This is a genomic window from Filobacillus milosensis, assembly GCF_004402015.1.
Lineage (GTDB): Bacteria > Bacillota > Bacilli > Bacillales > Alkalibacillaceae > Filobacillus > Filobacillus milosensis.
Window position 1 is genome coordinate 234,391 of the sequence record NZ_SOPW01000002.1, and the last position, 18,914, is coordinate 253,304.

16 protein-coding genes are annotated in these 18,914 nt (G+C 38.0%); 2 read left to right on the top strand and 14 right to left on the bottom strand.

The features are described from left to right. Nucleotides 1-53 precede the first annotated feature (53 nt). On the top strand, nucleotides 54-914 hold the full coding sequence (locus tag E3U55_RS02795) for a MurR/RpiR family transcriptional regulator (RefSeq protein WP_134338799.1): 861 nt from the start codon (nucleotides 54-56) through the stop codon (nucleotides 912-914). 14 nt (nucleotides 915-928) lie between these two features. Then, on the top strand, nucleotides 929-2,404 hold the full coding sequence (locus E3U55_RS02800; protein ID WP_134338800.1) for a gluconokinase: 1,476 nt from the start codon (nucleotides 929-931) through the stop codon (nucleotides 2,402-2,404). A gap of 41 nt (nucleotides 2,405-2,445) precedes the next feature. On the opposite strand, the gene E3U55_RS02805 is transcribed toward E3U55_RS02800, so the two are convergent. The 14 genes from E3U55_RS02805 to E3U55_RS02870 form a co-directional block, all read right to left on the bottom strand. Then, on the bottom strand, nucleotides 2,446-3,291 hold the full coding sequence (locus tag E3U55_RS02805; RefSeq protein ID WP_134338801.1) for a fumarylacetoacetate hydrolase family protein: 846 nt from the start codon (nucleotides 3,289-3,291) through the stop codon (nucleotides 2,446-2,448). Between the two features lie 35 nt (nucleotides 3,292-3,326). Beyond that, nucleotides 3,327-4,154, bottom strand: a complete 828-nt coding sequence (locus E3U55_RS02810; protein ID WP_153801888.1) for an aldo/keto reductase — start codon at nucleotides 4,152-4,154, stop codon at nucleotides 3,327-3,329. A gap of 314 nt (nucleotides 4,155-4,468) precedes the next feature. Continuing rightward, on the bottom strand, nucleotides 4,469-6,253 hold the full coding sequence (locus E3U55_RS02815) for a methyl-accepting chemotaxis protein (protein ID WP_134338802.1): 1,785 nt from the start codon (nucleotides 6,251-6,253) through the stop codon (nucleotides 4,469-4,471). 105 nt (nucleotides 6,254-6,358) lie between these two features. Next, entirely contained in the window at nucleotides 6,359-6,892 is a 534-nt protein-coding gene (locus E3U55_RS02820) for a chromate transporter (RefSeq protein ID WP_134338803.1), read from the bottom strand. Continuing rightward, the gene (locus E3U55_RS02825; RefSeq protein ID WP_134338804.1) at nucleotides 6,889-7,455 is read right to left on the bottom strand and encodes a chromate transporter; all 567 of its coding nucleotides are present in this window, start codon (nucleotides 7,453-7,455) and stop codon (nucleotides 6,889-6,891) included. The genes E3U55_RS02820 and E3U55_RS02825 overlap by 4 nt, the downstream gene beginning before the upstream one ends. 114 nt (nucleotides 7,456-7,569) lie before the next feature. Next, nucleotides 7,570-8,562, bottom strand: coding sequence for a C-terminal binding protein (locus tag E3U55_RS02830; RefSeq protein ID WP_134338805.1), 993 nt, complete (start codon nucleotides 8,560-8,562; stop codon nucleotides 7,570-7,572). 15 nt (nucleotides 8,563-8,577) lie between these two features. Continuing rightward, nucleotides 8,578-9,543 carry a sugar kinase gene (locus E3U55_RS02835; RefSeq protein WP_134338806.1) on the bottom strand — a complete coding sequence of 322 codons (966 nt, stop codon included), beginning with the start codon at nucleotides 9,541-9,543 and terminating at the stop codon, nucleotides 8,578-8,580. 13 nt (nucleotides 9,544-9,556) lie between these two features. Beyond that, the gene (gene rpiA / locus E3U55_RS02840) at nucleotides 9,557-10,240 is read right to left on the bottom strand and encodes a ribose-5-phosphate isomerase RpiA (RefSeq protein WP_323740393.1); all 684 of its coding nucleotides are present in this window, start codon (nucleotides 10,238-10,240) and stop codon (nucleotides 9,557-9,559) included. Nucleotides 10,241-10,254: 14 nt separating this feature from the next. Then, a complete protein-coding gene (locus E3U55_RS02845; RefSeq protein ID WP_194840801.1) occupies nucleotides 10,255-11,253 on the bottom strand; it encodes a LacI family DNA-binding transcriptional regulator in 999 nt (332 codons plus the stop codon). A gap of 193 nt (nucleotides 11,254-11,446) precedes the next feature. Then, complete coding sequence (locus E3U55_RS02850) at nucleotides 11,447-12,466, bottom strand: LacI family DNA-binding transcriptional regulator (protein WP_134338809.1); 1,020 nt, start codon at nucleotides 12,464-12,466, stop codon at nucleotides 11,447-11,449. Between the two features lie 28 nt (nucleotides 12,467-12,494). Continuing rightward, nucleotides 12,495-14,861 carry a glycoside hydrolase family 31 protein gene (locus E3U55_RS02855; RefSeq protein WP_134338810.1) on the bottom strand — a complete coding sequence of 789 codons (2,367 nt, stop codon included), beginning with the start codon at nucleotides 14,859-14,861 and terminating at the stop codon, nucleotides 12,495-12,497. Nucleotides 14,862-15,159: 298 nt separating this feature from the next. After that, entirely contained in the window at nucleotides 15,160-16,002 is an 843-nt protein-coding gene (locus tag E3U55_RS02860) for a sugar ABC transporter permease (RefSeq protein ID WP_134338811.1), read from the bottom strand. 1 nt (nucleotide 16,003) lies between these two features. Beyond that, nucleotides 16,004-17,290, bottom strand: a complete 1,287-nt coding sequence (locus E3U55_RS02865; RefSeq protein WP_134338812.1) for a carbohydrate ABC transporter permease — start codon at nucleotides 17,288-17,290, stop codon at nucleotides 16,004-16,006. Nucleotides 17,291-17,410: 120 nt separating this feature from the next. Then, nucleotides 17,411-18,736 carry an extracellular solute-binding protein gene (locus E3U55_RS02870; protein WP_134338813.1) on the bottom strand — a complete coding sequence of 442 codons (1,326 nt, stop codon included), beginning with the start codon at nucleotides 18,734-18,736 and terminating at the stop codon, nucleotides 17,411-17,413. Nucleotides 18,737-18,914 lie beyond the last annotated feature (178 nt).

Genomic DNA, 18,914 nt, shown 5'->3' on the forward strand with positions numbered 1-18,914 from the left:
GTTTAAAAATAATTTCATATACACTATAAATAGATTTAATTGTCGGAGGGATTATAGTGAATGACACAACTAACAAACATGTACTTAACCGCATTCGAGGTTCTATGACGCAATTTAGTGAGAAAGAAAAAAAGATTGCTACATATATATTGCGGAATCCTCAATTAATTATCCATACCACCATCAATCAAGTTGCCGATGACCTTGAAATTGCCGAAGCTACGGTCTTCCGCTTTTGCAGGAGATTAGGTTTTAAAGGTTACCAGGCGTTGAAAATTGCACTTGCATCAGAGATTGTTGCTCCTATTGAAGATATTCATGAGGAAATTAACGAAAATGATACACCTTTGGAAGTGACTGAAAAGGTATTTCAATCCAATATTAAAGCGATTGAACGAACCAGGGAAATTCAGAACTCAGACACAATTGAAACAATAGTTGATAAGTTATTAAAATCAGAAGGGGTTTATTTCTTTGGAAACGGTGGATCTGGTGTTGTTGCACAGGATGCCCAACATAAATTCCTGCGTCTGGGATTAAATTCACACGTTTATACAGATTCCCACCTTCAACTAATGGCCGCTTCTCAATTAACTGAAAATAATATGGCTTTCTTCATTTCACATACCGGGGCAAATATTGACCTTTTAGATGTTGTAGATGTTGTGAAAGAAAACGGTGCTTTTACCGTAGCTATTACAAACTTTGCTAAATCACCGTTGTCTGAGGCTGTTGACTTGGCATTGTATACAGTCTCAGAAGAAACAGAATATCGTACAGAAGCTCTGGCTTCTAGAATTGCTGAGTTAAGTATTATTGATGCACTTTATGTCAACTATCATATTAAAAATCTTGAATATTCAAAGGCAGCGGTTAAACGCATGCGTAATGCTATTTCCAAAAAACGCTTATAAAGGATGTATCATTAATGAAGTATGTATTAGGACTAGACATCGGCACAACAAGCTCTAAAGCCATTTTATTTCAACGAGATGGAACGGTAGCAGCAGAAAATGAACAGCCTTACCCGATCCTTCATCCCAATAACGGATGGGCAGAACAGAGTCCGACACAAATAGAAGATTCAACAATCGAAGCAGTCCGCCAAGTCACACAATCCATTAACCGAACTGAATTAATAGGCATTGGCCTTTCAACAGCTATGCATTCGTTAATATGTATCAATAAAAATGGACAAGCCTTATCAAATGCGATCATCTGGGCAGATAGCCGAAGTTCAGATGAGTCTTCGATTTTAAATCGTAAACACCCGAATATCTATTTATCAACTGGGACCCCATTACATCCAATGAGCCCTTTAGCTAAGTTAGTTTGGATGAAAAACAATGATGTTAAACCATATCATGAAGCTGATTATTTTGTTTCTGTAAAAGAATATTTATTATATCGTTGGTTTGGTGAAAAGATTGTTGACTATTCCATGGCAGCTGCAACTGGATTATTCAACATCCACGATTTAAAGTGGGATCAACAGGCATTAGTCCAAGCTGGAATTGAAGAACAAAGATTGTTTGAACCAGTGTCCCCTTTTACTAAAATCACAAAGATGAATCCTAATATTGCTGATAAAATGGGGATCTCCAATCATACTCCTCTGGTCATTGGTGGAAGTGACGGACCTTTAGCCAACCTGGGAATCGGCGCTATAAACCCAGGTGAAACAGCCATCACTATAGGTACGAGCGGTGCTATTAGACAATTTTCTGACCAGCCTTTATTAGACGAAAAACAAGAAGTTTTCTCCTATTCATTTACTGATAACTTATGGATTACCGGCGGACCAACTAATAATGGCGGCATTGTCATGAAATGGGTACAAGATCTTCTATCAGGTGATGGTAAACAGTACAGTGTGGATGACTTAAATCAACTAGCAGGAAAAGTATCACCTGGTGCTGAACAATTATTATTTTTACCATACTTAAATGGTGAACGTGCACCATTCTGGGATGCCAACGCGAAAGGCAGTTATATTGGGCTTCAGCCGCGTCATCAAAAAGAACATCTCATAAGAGCAAGTATGGAAGGAGTCATTTTCTCTATATATCACATTGGACATGCATTAGAGCGACTTGGAAATCAACATGATGTGATTTACGCAAGTGGTGGTTTTGCCCGGTCGTCATTATGGCTGCAGATATTAGCTGATACGTTCGGCAAACCAGTAAAAATCCCAGCAAGTCATCAAAGCTCTGCATGGGGCGCTGCTTGGGTAGGATTAATGGCGATAGAGGGTTATAAACTTGAAGACATCAAACAGTCCATTCCAATGAAACAAGAGATTGAACCTAACGTTAACCACCATGAGGTTTATCAAAAACAATTCACTATTTACAAAGAACTCTACGATAAATTAAAAGACACTTTTAATCAATTAAATTAAATATAAAAATGGTAGCACGCATCGTTAACGTGCTACCATTTTTATTTCACTTGATTTACTAATTCTCCAATACCTTCTATTGAGATTTTTATTGTGTCTCCACTTTTCAAAAATTTGGGCGGGTTGAAACCTTTACCAACACCACTTGGAGTACCTGTTGCTATAATATCTCCCGGTTCAAGAGTAGTGCCTTCAGATAACGCTTCGATTAATTCATCGATCGGAAAAATCATCTCCTTCGTATTCCCATTCTGCCTCAACTCATCATTAACGTACGTTTGGACTTTGAGGTTTTGCGGATCTTCAATATGATCTTTCGTCATAATATAAGGCCCTAGTGGTGCAAATGTATCTAAGGATTTTCCTCGATAAAATTGCTGGTGCTTCTTCTGTAAATCTCTGGCTGTCACATCATTTAAGATAGTGTATCCAAAAATATAATCCTGAGCTTCTTCTCTTTTTATATCCTTCCCAAGTTTACCAATAACAACAGCCAGCTCACCTTCATAATCCAGCTGACTGGTGAAATTGGCATGAGCCATAATATTTTTTTCATGTGCAATAATCGAATTGGGTGACTTCGTAAATACAACAGGGTATTCAGGTACCGAATCTGGATTATGAGTCGTCATCTCATAAGCATGTGCTTTATAGTTTTTCCCAATACACATGATGTTCTTCTTAGGATAGATGGGTGGTAATATTTCAATACTTTCAGACTCAACGAACTTATTTAAATCCTTTTTCAGGTTTAAGTGATCATAATTTTCAATCACAGATAATAATGTCGGGAAATGAGTCATTAATTGATCAGAGTAATAAATGCCTTCCTCATATTTCACTCCCCAATATTCGGTTTCACGGTAACGAAACGATAGTAATTTCATTCCCCCGTTCCACCTCCCTTTTTGGTTTATTTTATTTATACAAACGTATCAGGATTTGGACCTGTACGTTCATTTTGATTCAATGCCGTAATCGAGTAAATTTCTTCATCAGTTAGTTCAAAATCAAAGATATCAGCATTCGATTTAATTCGATCCGGGTTGACAGATTTAGGGATAGTAATAATATTAGTTTGAATATCCCAACGCAATATCACCTGTGCTGGAGTCTTATTATACTTATCAGCAATTTCTTTGATCGTAGTATCTTCGAACAGTCTGCCTCGCTTCATAGGCGACCAGGCTTCTAACTGTATATTTTCCTGCTCACAATATCCTTTCATTTCTTTCTGAGTTAAATGAGGATGATACTCAATCTGATTAACAGTTGGTTTAACGTTCGCCGCGACCATTAAGTCTTCTAAATGATGGACATGAAAATTACTCACACCTATCGCCTTAATAACACCTTCATCATATAATCGTTCCATGGCTCTCCAGGTTTCTCTAAACTTTCCGGTAACTGGCCAATGAACAAGATATAAATCCAGGTAATCAAGCGATAAACGATTTAGACTTTGTTCAAATGCTTTTAACGTTTCATCATAACCTTGTTCATCGTTCCAGACTTTAGTCGTTACGAAAATTTCATCACGCTTAACACTTGCTTCACGTAATCCTTCACCAACCCCAGATTCATTACCGTAAAAAGAAGCCGTATCGATTAAACGATAACCATGATCTATAGCAGTTCGAACAGCATTAACTACTTCTTGTCCTTCTTCTGCTTTGTAAACACCTAGACCAAAGCCCGGCATTTCGACACCATTGTTTAATTTTATATGATCTTGCAAGCTGTTAATCATATGTAAGTCCTCCTTTTTTCTCCTATTATAGCGAAACAGTGATATGAATTAAAAGAATACCTCCTCTATATCGACAAAAAGATATTTCCTTGGAAATATTGTAGAATTTTGATTAATATCACTCGACATGAAAGGATAACATTTTGGTTTGGTGCACCTTCAGGTCGAATGATGGCTTGTGACTACTTTGCTTGCCTGTCCTATTGGTCTTTTTGTGATTTCTATTGGTTTATTTTTCAGATCTATTGGGCTATTTCAATTTTAGTACTAACAAAAAAGAAAACAGCCCCATAACGGGACTGCCTTCGATAAAATTACAATTTAAATTTAGATGCTGTCTCTTGAAGTTCCTGTGCCATGTCAGCTAATGCCGTACTCGCAGAAGTCACTTCTTCCACTGATGCCGTCTGTTCCTCAGCCGCACTAGCTACTTCCTGAGCTAACCCTGAAGTGTTGTCAGTGTAATTATTCAACTCTTCCATTGATGAAACTAGGGATTCATTACGCTCTTCAATTTCTTCAATTGAATGATTAACCTCTTTCATTCGATTAGAAACCTCAGTTACTGCATTAGAAATTTCTCCGAATGATTGACCTGCACGGTTAACCAATTCTCGACCTTCATCTACAGAAATAACACCTTTCTCTACAGATTCAACCGCGTATTTCGTTTGATCACGAATTTCAAAGATAATCTTTGAAATCTGATTAGTTGATTCCGTTGATTGCTCTGCTAATTTACGCACTTCATCTGCTACAACGGCAAAGCCTTTACCATGCTCACCTGCTCTCGCAGCTTCTATCGCAGCATTTAATGCTAGTAGATTCGTCTGTTCAGAAATATCGTTGATCATCTGCAAAATATTTTCAATCTCATTAGAACGCTCATCTAATTTATGGATAACATCGCCAATGTTTGTCACATTCGAACTAATACTCTCCATTTGGTCAACTGCCTGGTTAACAACTTTCTCACCTTCAGAGGCTTTTTCAGTTGTATGAATTGACGACTCTGTTACTCGCTCTGTTCGATTGGAGATATCTTTAATGTTTCGAGAGATATCTGCCACAAAGTTAGTTGATTGACTTACATTTTCAACTTGCTTTTCATTACCGTTTGATACTTCCTGGATAGAGCTTGAAATTTGCTCTGATGCTCGAGTTGTTTCATCAGCATTTGCACTTAACTCTTCAGATGATGCTGCCACCTGTTCAGAAGTTTCAATGACATTTGAAATTAAATCATGCATATTTTCTATCATGCGATTATAACTATCTGCTAGCTCTCCTAATTCATCATTGCTGTTAATCATAACTGGCTGTGACAAATCACCTTCTGCAACACTTGATAATCCGCCTTTAACCTCATTTAATTTACTAGTCATTCGTCTTACAAATAAAATAACAACAATAGTACCAATCAGCACAGCAATACCAGAGATGATCAATGTTGTAATTAATGACTCATTTCGTAGGGTTGTAGCTAAGGCACTCATGTTGAAGTCCATCCCATAAACGCCAATAACATCCCCATCTTCATTCGTTACAGCTTTTGCAAGTGTAATCGTGGAACCGCCAGTTATTTTATCCAAGTACGGTTCAGTCCAAATAACTTCTCCTTCATTTTCCAGGGCCTGTTTATACCATCCACGTTGACGTGAGTCAAAGTTTGATAAGTCAACGCTACTTGGAGGTACATTAGCAAAGTATACTGCACCCTCTTCAGTTGCTAAATACGAGTTCATTATGTATTCATAACTACTATTTGCCTCAGCAAGATAATCCGAATAAAAATCAACTTGAGCTGGATCGTTCACACTTGGTAAATGACCATACTCTTCACCCGTACCCTCGGGGAATGAATATGTTTCGTATTGCAATTGTTTCTGTTGAGTAATTTGATTAAGTAGTTGTTCGTAGGTTTCAAATGTTTGTTCAAAATCACTGTCTGCTTCTTCAAGCACATGCTTTGGAATGATTGATTTCTCCAGCACCTCAGTGTTCGTGTAACCAATAAAACCGACAATAATTAATGGAATGATTAATAATAAAAGCATGATGATCATTAATTTTGCCTTAATTGACTTAAAAATGTTCAAAAAACCACCTCTCCCTATGTTTTGCTGTGTAATTGTTAGAACAATTGCACTACTTATATAAATTATCGGTGGATTTAAGAAATAGTTTAATTGAAATATTTACCTTTAAGATAAGAATACAGCTCCATAAACTAATGCACCAGCTACAACAAAAGCCGGAGGAACATTAAATCTCTCCAGTAAAATAAATGTAACAACGGACAAAAAGATGGTTTGAATAACACCGGCAGATGCATACGATGAATTAAAAAACTGAAATGCTAACGCCCCAAGAAGTACTGCGATCGTTGGACGAACATAAGCTGTCATTTGCTTGACTTTAGGTGAATCTTTAAACTTATTTAACAGCCCTAATAAAGCAATGATTGCAATTAACGAAGGAACAATCGTTGCTATTAATGCAACTGTTGATCCAGCTACTCCCCCAACTTGATACCCAATATAACCTGCCATCTTTGTAGCTATCGGTCCAGGTAAAGCATTAGCAAGCGCCAGCACTTCTCCAAATTCTGTAGTTGTCATAAACCCATAGTTCTTAACGACTTCATGTTCTACCAATGGAATTGATGCCGGGCCCCCGCCATATCCTACAATTCCAGGTATAAAAAATGCTAAAAAGATCTCCCAAAGTTCTTTCATGATTGCTCACCACCATTTTGCTTTGGTGCTCTTTTAATAAGTGCGAATCCGATTAGCACTACGATTATAATTGCCGGGTGAACATTTAATACCACATAAAAAAGCACGCTCAGTCCTATGAGTAGCGTGGCAAACATCCATCCTAATTCAGTCTTAGATTTTCTTACAAATGAAACCGTTAAAAGCAGTAATAAAACACCTACTACAGGTGTAATGGCTTGTGTCATGCCCTGTACGACCGGCGACTCACGAAATTTAATTAAAAAGCCGATTAAGAAAATCATAATCAGGACGGTAGGCAACACGGATGAAATTAACGCACCCATCATACCTGCAAAACCGCCCACCCGATAACCGATTGCCCCAGCCATTTTCGTTAACATAGGACCAGGAAGCGTGTTAATCACAGCTAATAAATCACTAAAATCATCTTCGTTCATCCACTTATATGTATCAACAACTTCTTTATGTACAAGGGGAATCGTTGATGGTCCCCCACCATACCCCAACATGCTTGACCTAAAAAAGCTGATAAATATATCCTTTTGCAGTTTCCAATTCATAGAAGTTCACCTCATCGCCACTAATTATACCACTCAAGTGACCATGCATAAATGTATTTGAAATAAAACAAAACCTACCCCCAACCTTTATACAGATGAGGGTAGATTCGCTAACTACTTTTCCTTCAAATTTACTTTTTCTTTTACATCTTTATTTACCAGATAATCAGGGAAATAACCTGATAATACATCCGCTGCATTTTGTGCTGTTTTACGCTTTAACTCTGCTTCAGCTTCTACTGAATAAAAGGCTGCATGTGGATTAATTAACACTTGATCCATCTTAAGTAATGGACTATCAGCATCAATAGGCTCCTGTTCAAGCACATCTAACCCGGCGCCTGCAATTTCATTCGTCTGCAACGCCTCAATTAATCCTTCTTCATCTATAACCGGACCTCTCGATGTATTAATAATAAATGTTTCTTTTTTCATCTTCTTAAATGCATCAAGATTGATCATTTTTTCTGTTTTATTGTTCAGGGGCAAATGGACTGACACGTAATCTGATTGCTCGTAAAGTTCATCTATTTCAACTAAACGAACACTCAACTCATCAGCAACTTCTTTCGGTACAAACGGATCATACGCAATTACATTAAGACCAAAAGCCTGGGCTTTCGTAGTAAGTGTTTGTGGGATATTACCAAAACCGACAAGTCCCAATGTCCGTCCACGCAAACGATACACTGGCTTGGCTATTTTGAAATCCCAGTTTCCGTCTTTAACATCATTATTCAACTGAGTCACTTTTCTAACGCTTGATAACAATAAGGCCATTGCATGATCAGACACTTCATCCAAACAATAATCGGTTACATTACCTACCGCAACCCCATTCTCTGTTGCTGCCTCTAAATCAACAGTATTTACACCAATACCATAACGCGCGACAACTTTTAGATTGTCCAGATTTTCTATTACCCGTCGAGAAATCGGGGCATATTGATTAAGCAAGGCATCGGCATCACGACATTTTTCAATGACGTCATCTTCTGTTTGGCATTGCTCAAAATTTAATTCAATTCCCATCTTGTTAAATACTTCTTTTTCCGGTTCAAATGTATCATAATTGTAGTCTGTTACAACCACTTTAAATTGACTCATTCCTGACACTCCTTCTTATCTTTTAACATCACGTTGATTTTGATTTGGTTTCATAAACTGATTGACTGAATCATTCGTTGGAAGTCCTTCAATATCGCCTCTCATCCCCACTACCATAGCGCCAATAGCATTAGCACGTTTCACCACGTCTTGCCAAGGCTTTTCTTTTAATAAACCACTAATAATCCCTGCTGCAAAACCGTCCCCGGCACCAACCGGATCAACCACTTGTTTGACAGGGAATCCTGGTACGTAGGATTTCTCATCTTTAGTATGAATATATGCGCCTTCACTTCCCAGCTTCATAATAACAGTCTGGTCATCTCTTCGTGCTAATGATTTTGCGACATCCTCGATATTTTCTTTCCCGGTCATAAATTGCCCTTCATCGAGACCTGGCAAAATAACATCGGCCTGACCTGCAATTTCATTTAACACGTCTTTAGCTCTTTGTTTTGACCATAGTTTTAATCTTAAGTTTGGGTCGAACACAATTTTTAACCCATGTTTCTTCGCAATCTCAATCGCTTTCATTACCGCTTGATAGCATGATTCACTTAATGCCGGCGTGATGCCGGTTACATGCAGAATCTTACTCTGAGCTATGTAATCTTCATCAAGGTCATTTTCTGTCATTAAACTGGCTGCAGAATTTTGACGATAATAATAAACATTAACATCATTAGGTGATAATTGCTCTTTAAAAAGTAATCCAGTAGGCGCATCAGTCGTAAAACGACATCTTGAAACATCCACACCTTCACCACGAATCGTTTTTAATACAAAACGTCCGAATGGATCTTCACCTAATTTGCTAAACCAGCCAACAGAGTGACCCAATCTGGATAAACCGATAGCTACATTTGATTCAGCACCACCAATCTTCTTTGGGAAATGGCTCACATAGTCCAACGGTGCCATTTGTTCAGGCTGAAATAAAACCATCGTTTCACCTATAGTAAATACATCAATTTCACTCATACACTTCACAACCTCACGATCTTTCTTGAATTTTGACTTCATTGTCTTTCCCAATAATGACTCTATCTGTCATATTGAAAAATAGCCCCGTCTCAACAACACCAAGCATTTGTTTTAGTTTGTGATGCAGTTCTTCAGGTTTCTTTATCACATTAAACTGGCAGTCTAAAATATAATTCTGATTGTTTGTGACGAAAACCTCACCGTTACGTTTTCTTAGTTCAGCCTGACAACCTAATTGCTCGATTCGATATTTCACCAGTTGCCAGCCAAACGAAACCACTTCTACAGGTAATGGGAAGGCGCCTAACTCATCGACAAGCTTACTGTCATCGACCACTACGATAAAATGATCAGCTGCCTGGTCTACTATTTTCTCCCTCAATAAGGAACCGCCTCCTCCTTTAATTAAATTAAAGTGAGGATCAACCTCATCAGCCCCATCAATCGCCAGATCTAGACGGTTTACTTTTTCAAAATTAGTTAAAGGAATACCAAATTCTCTGGCCCAATTTTCAGTCTTAATAGACGACGGAATACCTTGAATGCTTAAGCCTTCCCGGACCTTTTGGCCAAGTGCCTTTAACATCCAGTACATTGTCGAACCAGAGCCGAGTCCAATAACCATTCCGTCTTGAATATATTCAGCTGCTTTTTCTCCCGCTGCTTTCTTTTTAAAATCTACTTGATTCAACACAGGCACCTCCTGGTTTATTTTGTTGTTTCCCTCTTAACCAGCCCAACTGGAATCACTGTGCGGGAATGAGAAGGTAGAATGCTCTTTTCCATCCAATCAAATAAATATTTCGCAGCTTGAGTCCCTAATTCTTGCGTATCCTGATGAATGGTAGAAAGAGATGGATTACTATACATACTAAATGTTACATTATCAAAACCGATCACCTGTACATCGTTAGGAACTTTTAGCTCTTTTTTCTGCAACGCTTTTAACGCACCAATTGCGAGAAGATCGGAACTGGCAAAGACAGCATCGAACATAATTCCTTCTTTTATAACCTCTTCAATGCTTCTTTGGGCTTCTGTCACATCAAATGAAATACGTCGAATAAGGTCATCTTTAACAGGTTTATGATTTTCCTTAAGTGCTTTTTCATAACCTTTTTGGCGCTCATCAACCGGGATAATATGGCGCTCATCTCTTAGCAACAGGATATTTTGGCAACCATTTTTTAAAAGCAAATCTGTAGCCAAGTAGCCTCCATGATTATTATCAGATTCAATCACCGTTACTTCCTGTCCTAAATCCTCTAATTGATTGACACAGACAACAGGTATATTATGCTTTAACGATTCATTTGGAAGACCTTGATCACCGGAAATATAAATAATACCATCGACACCTCTTGATTGAAGGTCACGTAAAATGACTTGTTCTTTATTAATATCTGCACTCGTGTTGTAAATATTGATTGAATATCCTTTTGGCATTAAATAATTCTCAATAGCTAATGCGATTTTCGCAAAGTATTCATTAGCCATATCAGGTAAAATCACTGCGACACTTTTCGTTGATTTCGTGCGTAACCCTTTAGCCATTACGTTTGTCTGGTAATTGTATTTCTCTAATACGCTCAGCACACGCTTTTCAGTTTTATCAGAATATCCACCGCTTTTATTTAATACTCTTGATACGGTTGCTGTAGATACTCCAAGAATTTCTGCTATTTCTTTTATTGTCATATTGACCATTCGCATTCCACCCTGCCAAATCAGTAAATTAATCGTTTACATAAACTATCCAAAATTAAAACGTCACGCCATTTACGTAATCGTTTACGTTTCATAATACAAGAAAAATATTATGCTGACAATTCAAAATTAATCGCGCTCTTAGCAATTGTACCTACTAAAAAAAACGTCCACCCTAAGGTAGACGCTTCATCTAAGCCTCTCCACACGAATTCCGAACCACTAATTGATGTGGGATGGCAATACGACGAGGCAATAAATTCGGTTGTTCAATCTGATCAAACAGACATTGTGCCGCTTCATATCCCAGTTTAAATATATTAATATCAACTGACGTTAATGAAGGGTTAGCAAGTTCAGAAAAAATTACATTATTAAAGCTCACCATTGAAATATCTTGTTTAATTTTTTTACCCATCTGTTCAAGTGTATTTACAATTCCAAACGCCATTACATCATCGGTTACAACAAGGCCAGTTGGTGGATTTTCTAAAGACATCAGTTCATACATGGCGTCTCGCCCACCCTCGCGTAAAAATTCATGGTGAACAATATAATCATCACAACGCTCGATTCCTGCATCTTTTAAGGCATCCAAGTAGCCATTCAAGCGGTCTCTGGTTACAACCAGCTCCATACCTCCACCGACAAAAGCAATTCGTTTATGACCTAGCTGAATTAGATGCATGGTCGCCTCATATGACGCTTTAACATTATCATTATCAACGTAAGTAATACGAGATTCCCTTTCATGCGGTTTACCAATCAATGTAAAGGGGAAATCTCTCTCAAGCAAGTAATCCAGCATAGGATCATTCACTTTAGAAGCAAGCAAAATAAGACCATCCACCCGACGACCTTGGACCATATCAAATACACCTTGAGCAATTTCTTCTTCTGAATTTCCTGTTGTCATATAAATACCATAGTTTTTATCATGAGATTTTGTACTAATCCCTCGAATAACCTCAGGAAAAAATGGATTTTGAAAAACTTTATCCCCTGAACTTGGCATCACTAGGCCAACTGTTTGTGTATTTCGACTTACTAGACTTCTAGCCGTATAGTTAGGATGATAGCCCAGCTCATTCATCGCCTCACGAACAACTTCTTTTGTCCTTGGACTGATTCTAGGATTATTCGCAATCACTCGCGAAACAGTCGACGGCGATACCTTAGCTAATTTAGCTACATCTTTTATCGTCGGTGTCATGTCTCTTACTCCCCTCTAAACTCCCAAACTACCAAGACTTAACGAAAGATACATAACCTTCATGTTCGGCTGCATCCTTTATTTTCTCTCCATTATATACCACTTGAACATCTGAAGAAATACCATGGACTTTATAAGTAATCTCTTGCCATTTAGGCTGATATTGGTTATTCACTAACGACGTATCAATCACAACGCGATCGTCATCACGTTGAACAACTATATCAAGTGCAAAAAATTGTTTGTCCTGATATTCGAATGTTTCACCGTCATCGTCGTATAGTTGATACGACACTTCATCTTCAGAAGGATAAATATGCACAGTCATTTCATCAACAGCATGTAGTGTAGATGGCTTCACATTAGCTTCAGGAATAATCGCACCGCGCTTCACATAAATCGGTAACGTATCAAGTTCAGCGTGAGCAATCATTCGTTTGCCACCTTCAAACTTTTCACCTGTCCAGTAGTCATACCAAACACCTTCAGGTAAGTAGACAACGCGATCTTTTACACCCGGGCGTAAGATTGGGGCGATTAATACATTCGACCCTATTAAGAACTGGTCTGATAGCTGATAGGTTTCTTCATCATTTGAATACTCAAAGAACAATGGACGCATAACTGGCACACCAGTCTCCGAGGCATCCTTAAATAACTTATATATGTGCGGGAGCCACTTATAACGTAGCTGAATATACTTTTTCACAACTTCCTCATATTTCTCACCAAATTGCCAAGGTTCCTGATAAGCAAACTCAATGGCACTATGGTTACGAAAAAACGGAGTAAAAGCTCCGAATTGTGTCCAACGCGTTAATAATTCACCATTAGAATCATGCGCGAAACCACCTACATCTGGTCCAGTATAAGTCACACCAGAGACACCTAAGTTTAAACACATCGGAATCGCCATTTCTAAATGCTCCCAGAAACTGCGATTATCCCCAGTCCATACAGCTGCATATTTTTGAACACCTGCATAGCCTGCACGAGTCAACAAGAATGGACGCTTTCCATTAAGCAATTCTTTCATCCCGTCATACGTTGCCTCACCCATAAGTAATCCGTATATATTATGAAGCTCACGATGCGTTTTCGGATTACCGTCATTGTCATGCATAACTTCAAGGTCCATCGTTTTTGTTTCATTAAACACAGCAGGTTCATTCATGTCATTCCAAATTCCTTCGATCCCTTTGTCTGTGTAAAACGAATGCTTTTTACCCCACCATTCTCGGGTCTCATCTTTTGTAAAATCAGGGAATGCACTTTTTCCTGGCCAAACGTCTCCATAGAATATGTTCCCTTCTACGTACTTACAGAATAAATCATTCGTTACACCTTCCACATAAGTTGAGTATTCTGCATCGACTTTTACGCCAGGGTCAACAATTGGCACTGTACGTATACCTTTTTCCTTCATATCAGAAATAAGGCCTTTCGGATCTGGAAAACGGTCATGATCAAAGGTAAACACTCGGTACCCATTCATATAGTGGATATCAAAGTGAATGGCATCAACCGGAATCTCTTTTTCTATAAAATGATTCACAAGCTCACGTACTTCAGCTTCAGTTTCATAGCTGTAACGAGATTGATGGTAGCCTAGTCCCCACTTAGGTGGTAATGGCATTCGTCCTGTCAGTTCTGTATATTGCTCTAAGACGTCCTTAGGGGTTGGTCCCGCACAGATGTAATAGTCAATTTGTCCACCTTCTGCTTTAAAACTATAAGTCTCTGACTGCTCTATACGCATATCAAAAGTCGTTTTAAACGTATTATCAAAGAATATACCTGTCGCTCGACCTTGTCTTAATGTCATAAAAAATGGGATTGATTCATATAAAGGGTCCGTTTCAGGGTTATGAGGGGCATACACATCACTATTCCACATCGTGTACTTCTCTCCACGCTTATCCAAAAAGCCGGTTTTCTCACCAAAACCGTAGTAGTGGTCATCTTGATTCGCTTCTTTAAAACAAACCACATGACCTTCATTGTTATAACCCATACCTTTTTCTGTTTCTGACACAAGATTGTTTCCATCTACATCTAAGACCGAGATTCTTAATGGCTGCTTTTGTACTCGCACGATTAAACTTTTCGAGGACAAAGTAATCTCTTGATCATTTTCTTCAAAGCTTAAATCAACCACTCTCGGTTCAACGTCAACCGCATAACTCCCCTCTAATTCAGGGGGATTGTGAGGATTCATCACCACTCTCACAATATCTTGACGATAAAACAAGATGTTAACAAATCCTTCTTCTGCTTCTATAACTGTGATGTGTTCTTTTTGATTAACACTTTTTACATTACCAATATCATGAAATGTTGTATGTTCTAATTTCTTTTTATTACCTGGATGAATGGCAAAGCTCGTATCTTGCATGTTCTCACCTACTCTACGAATGTTCTATGTTATGTAAAAAATAGTCCCGGCTGAAAAACTTGGCTCAGTAATTCTGCGAATCGCTACAGGCGGACGCTTTCCGCGGGCACGGCCTCAACTTCCCAAAACTCACTGCCGTTCGTTTTGCGTGATTTTCGGCTCGCGCTGTTCCCGCAGGAGTCGCCGCCCTTCGCTTTTCTTAGTAATATCTGTTTTCTTTGTTTTCAACATTAAGCTATAAAAGAGCCATATTTAACAAAGGGGAGGAAAGCCGGGACTCAATTAATCTGGTAAACTCTTATCCTTTGGTACCACCAGAAGTCAAACCTGAAATGAGGTATCGTTGTAAAGATAAGAATAAAATTGAAATTGGAATGGCGATTAATACCGCACCTGCTGCGAATTTCGTAAACTCAGCCCCAAAATTATTCGCGACAAGATCATATAAACCTACAGCCAATGTATAATTGTCTGTACTTCTTAAGATCACTCTAGCTAAGATGAAATCCGTAAATGGCGTAATAAAAGCGAATAGCGCAATCACCGCCAAGATTGGTTTAACAAGTGGCAGAATAATCGTCCAAAAAATACGGAAATGACCTGCTCCGTCCATTTTAGCTGACTCATCCAGCTCTTTGGGAATCGTTTCAAAATACCCTTTTGCAAGCCATGTGTTCATCGGCAACAGCCCACCGACATAAATTAAAATTAATGCAATGTGGGTGTCGATTAAACCGGTCACAACTGCCAAGACATAAATGGCAATTAACGCTGCAAAGTTTGGAATCATTTGAAGGATTAAAAATGTCATTAAACCATATTTACGTCCAATAAAACGGTACCTTGAGAATGAATAAGCCATAAACGCAATCATCGTTACTGTAATAACCATTGTTAAAAAGCAGATTTTTAACGTATTCCAATACCAAATCAAGTAATCACTTTCTTCGGTATTAAATAACTCTTTATAATGTTTAAACGTTGCATCATCAGGAAACATACTCGAACCTGATAAACTATTACCTGGATTTAATGATGATCCAATAATCCACAGTACCGGATATAAGATGATCATCGTCACAACTGCAATTGCAAAATATGATAATGTTAACCTTATTAATCTTTGAGTTTTCATGTTCATATTACATCATGTCCTCTTCTTGGAATGACTTCGTTCTTCTAAATTGCCAAATCGCCACTGTAATAACCACTAATGATAACATCATCGTTATCGCAGCGGCCTTCCCATATTGACCAACTTCTAAGGTTAATTTATAAATCCAGGATATTAATATGTCCGTTGCACCAGCTCCGTTTTGACCAACGACTGCCGGGTCACCACCATTGAATAAGAAAATGACGTTAAAGTTATTAAAGTTAAACGTATACTGTGTAATCATGATGGGAGCTGTCGCATACATCACAATTGGAAATGTAATGTTTTTAAACTTTTGCCACATGGACGCCCCGTCAACTTGAGCTGCTTCATATAATTCATTTGGAATGGACTGCAAAACACCCGTTACCATTACAAATATAAAAGGAAAACCTAACCACGACTGAATCATAATTAATGCGAACTTAGTCCAAAATGGATCAGTCATCCAAGAAATTGGACCAATTCCAAGAAAGGCTAAAATGTCGTTATTAATCGTACCAAACGTGTTATTGAACATACCAGCAAATACTAGGATAGATACAAATGCCGGAACCGCCCAAGGTAAAATGAAAATGGTACGAATCATTTTCTTGAACTTTAATTCTTTTTGATTAACTAAAACAGCTAAGAAAATACCTACTGCAATTTGTAATGTAGTCGCAGCAAACGTCCAGATAATGGTCCACTTAAACACATTAAAAAATGTGTGTCGCCATGTATCCATTTTAAAAATATCAATATAATTATCAAAGCCTACCCAATCTACTAACTTGGCAGGTGGAGAATTAGATATACTATAGTTTGTGAATGATAATAAAATCACAAATAAAATTGGAAAAATAACAACAAAAATAAGCAAAAAGAATCCTGGAGAAAGCATTAAATAAGGGAAGCCTGTATCAATTAAGTTTTGATATTGCTGACGTATTGAATTCTTTTCAAACCCAAGGTCGCGGCGTTTACCATTTCGGTAGGCATCAACTAAATTAATGACATAAATGGTAATTCCAATTGCTATCACTAATAGAGCGATGATACCTTGTACTAATAGAAAGATCGAATGGTCTTCCATAGGAATTTCACCTAATGTGACAATCCCCCATAACCCAATATCAATAATGTCCCAAAATGCTGACATAAAGATAATCGTTAAAAATAAAAACACCGATCCTTTAATGAACTGCCTATTATAGAACTGTCCAGCACCAGGAAATATGGATAAATAAGTTGCTATTTTTTTATGATTGGTTTTAGCTTCAGTTATGTCCATCTTATATACTCCCTTTCCAACTCATTGTAGAGGGAAAATAGAAAAGCGAACTTCATGTGCATTCGCTTATTTTAATATGTATAGGAATGGGCAGTACATAAAGTACCACCCACTCATTTATTATTCACTCTGGCTTGCTTTAATGTTTTCTTTAATCGCTTTAACTGCATCATCTAATGCTGGCTTAGGCTCTTGATCCCCCATTGCGATTAACTGAAGTGCAGTTGCCATTGGTCCCCAAACCTGACCCATTTCAGGGATATTTGGCATTGGCACACCACGCTGAGACTGAATAGCTACAGCTTTTGCTACTTCATTCTCAGCAATTATCGGGTCTTCGATTAATGATGCTACTGGAGGAATCTCTGAAGTAACTTCGAAACGCTTCTTAGAGTTTTCTTCATTAGCTAAGAAAGTGATTAGCTTAGTTGCCCACTCTTGGTTTTCAGAATAAGCACTTACGTTCCATGCTTTCACACCAACAAATGTTTGAGCATACTCACCATTTGGTAGTTTAGGCATTGGAGCAGCACCGAAGTCGATACCTGCTTCACGCATACCTTGTACTGACCATGGACCATCCATTTTTGAAGCTACTTTACCATCATCAAATAGACCTGTTAGAGCAGATCCACCGCTTTCTCCAATAATACCTTCTGGGAATAAACCTTCTTCGTACCATTTTTGAATGTATTCAGCACCTTCTACAGCACCTTCATTGTTTAGACCGATATCAGTAGAGTCTAACGTACCATCGTTATCTTTGAACACATAACCACCATAAGTTGCTAGAATTCCATGTGCGAAATAGTAGTTATCCCATAATGCTAAGAATGCATATTTTTCACCGTCATTGAAATCTTGAGCAAACTCGTAAAGTTCATCAAATGATTCCGGAGCTTCATCTAAGTGCTCTTTGTTATAGATAAAGACTGGTGTTTCAGTCGCTTTTGGTAAACCGTAAACTTCACCTTCAAACGTCATTGCTTGAAGAGAAGAATCTGTATAAATATCAAGTACAGATTGTTCAACATCTAATGGTGCAATTAAACCTTCAGTTGCTAGCATACCAATTTGGTCGTGTGGAATAGTAATAACATCAGGACCAGTTCCAGCAGGACCATCTAAACGAAGCTGTTCTTTTTGCTTCGTAGCCATTTCAAGTTCTTCAACATTTACTTTAATACCATGTTCTTCTTCGAAAGCCGCTACTGCATCTTCAATACCTACAGCTTTCTCTTTGTCAGCCCAAACTAATAATTCCTCAGGTTTTTCTGCTTCCGCATCAGAACCCTCATCTTCAGAATTTTCTTCATTACTGTTACTTTCATTATCATTCTCTTCTGTTTGATCGCTATCAGAAGATTCACGATCAGGCCCACATGCCGCTAACACTAAAAGTAGTGAAGCCATAAGAGCCACGATTAATAACAAGCTTTTCTTCATAAGAAAAAATCCCCCTTAATATGTTGTGTGACACAAAATTTACGCAACCGTTTGCATTACGGTTCATTAAGTAAGCGATTACAATTGCTGTGTGTATGTAATGAAAACGTTTGCACGATTTAAATATATTATACTGGGCAAATCTATAAAATTGCAACACTATTTTTCTATAATTATA

What these genes read in the sequence shown, in the direction of transcription:
- E3U55_RS02800 (WP_134338800.1), top strand. Translation starts at nt 929, where the DNA reads ATGAAGTATGTATTAGGACTAGACATCGGCACAACAAGCTCTAAAGCC.
- E3U55_RS02805 (WP_134338801.1), bottom strand. Translation starts at nt 3,291, where the DNA reads ATGAAATTACTATCGTTTCGTTACCGTGAAACCGAATATTGGGGAGTG.
- E3U55_RS02810 (WP_153801888.1), bottom strand. Translation starts at nt 4,154, where the DNA reads ATGATTAACAGCTTGCAAGATCATATAAAATTAAACAATGGTGTCGAA.
- E3U55_RS02820 (WP_134338803.1), bottom strand. Translation starts at nt 6,892, where the DNA reads ATGAAAGAACTTTGGGAGATCTTTTTAGCATTTTTTATACCTGGAATT.
- E3U55_RS02825 (WP_134338804.1), bottom strand. Translation starts at nt 7,455, where the DNA reads ATGAATTGGAAACTGCAAAAGGATATATTTATCAGCTTTTTTAGGTCA.
- E3U55_RS02830 (WP_134338805.1), bottom strand. Translation starts at nt 8,562, where the DNA reads ATGAGTCAATTTAAAGTGGTTGTAACAGACTACAATTATGATACATTT.
- E3U55_RS02835 (WP_134338806.1), bottom strand. Translation starts at nt 9,543, where the DNA reads ATGAGTGAAATTGATGTATTTACTATAGGTGAAACGATGGTTTTATTT.
- E3U55_RS02845 (WP_194840801.1), bottom strand. Translation starts at nt 11,253, where the DNA reads ATGGTCAATATGACAATAAAAGAAATAGCAGAAATTCTTGGAGTATCT.
- E3U55_RS02850 (WP_134338809.1), bottom strand. Translation starts at nt 12,466, where the DNA reads ATGACACCGACGATAAAAGATGTAGCTAAATTAGCTAAGGTATCGCCG.
- E3U55_RS02855 (WP_134338810.1), bottom strand. Translation starts at nt 14,861, where the DNA reads ATGCAAGATACGAGCTTTGCCATTCATCCAGGTAATAAAAAGAAATTA.
- E3U55_RS02860 (WP_134338811.1), bottom strand. Translation starts at nt 16,002, where the DNA reads ATGAACATGAAAACTCAAAGATTAATAAGGTTAACATTATCATATTTT.
- E3U55_RS02865 (WP_134338812.1), bottom strand. Translation starts at nt 17,290, where the DNA reads ATGGACATAACTGAAGCTAAAACCAATCATAAAAAAATAGCAACTTAT.
- E3U55_RS02870 (WP_134338813.1), bottom strand. Translation starts at nt 18,736, where the DNA reads ATGAAGAAAAGCTTGTTATTAATCGTGGCTCTTATGGCTTCACTACTT.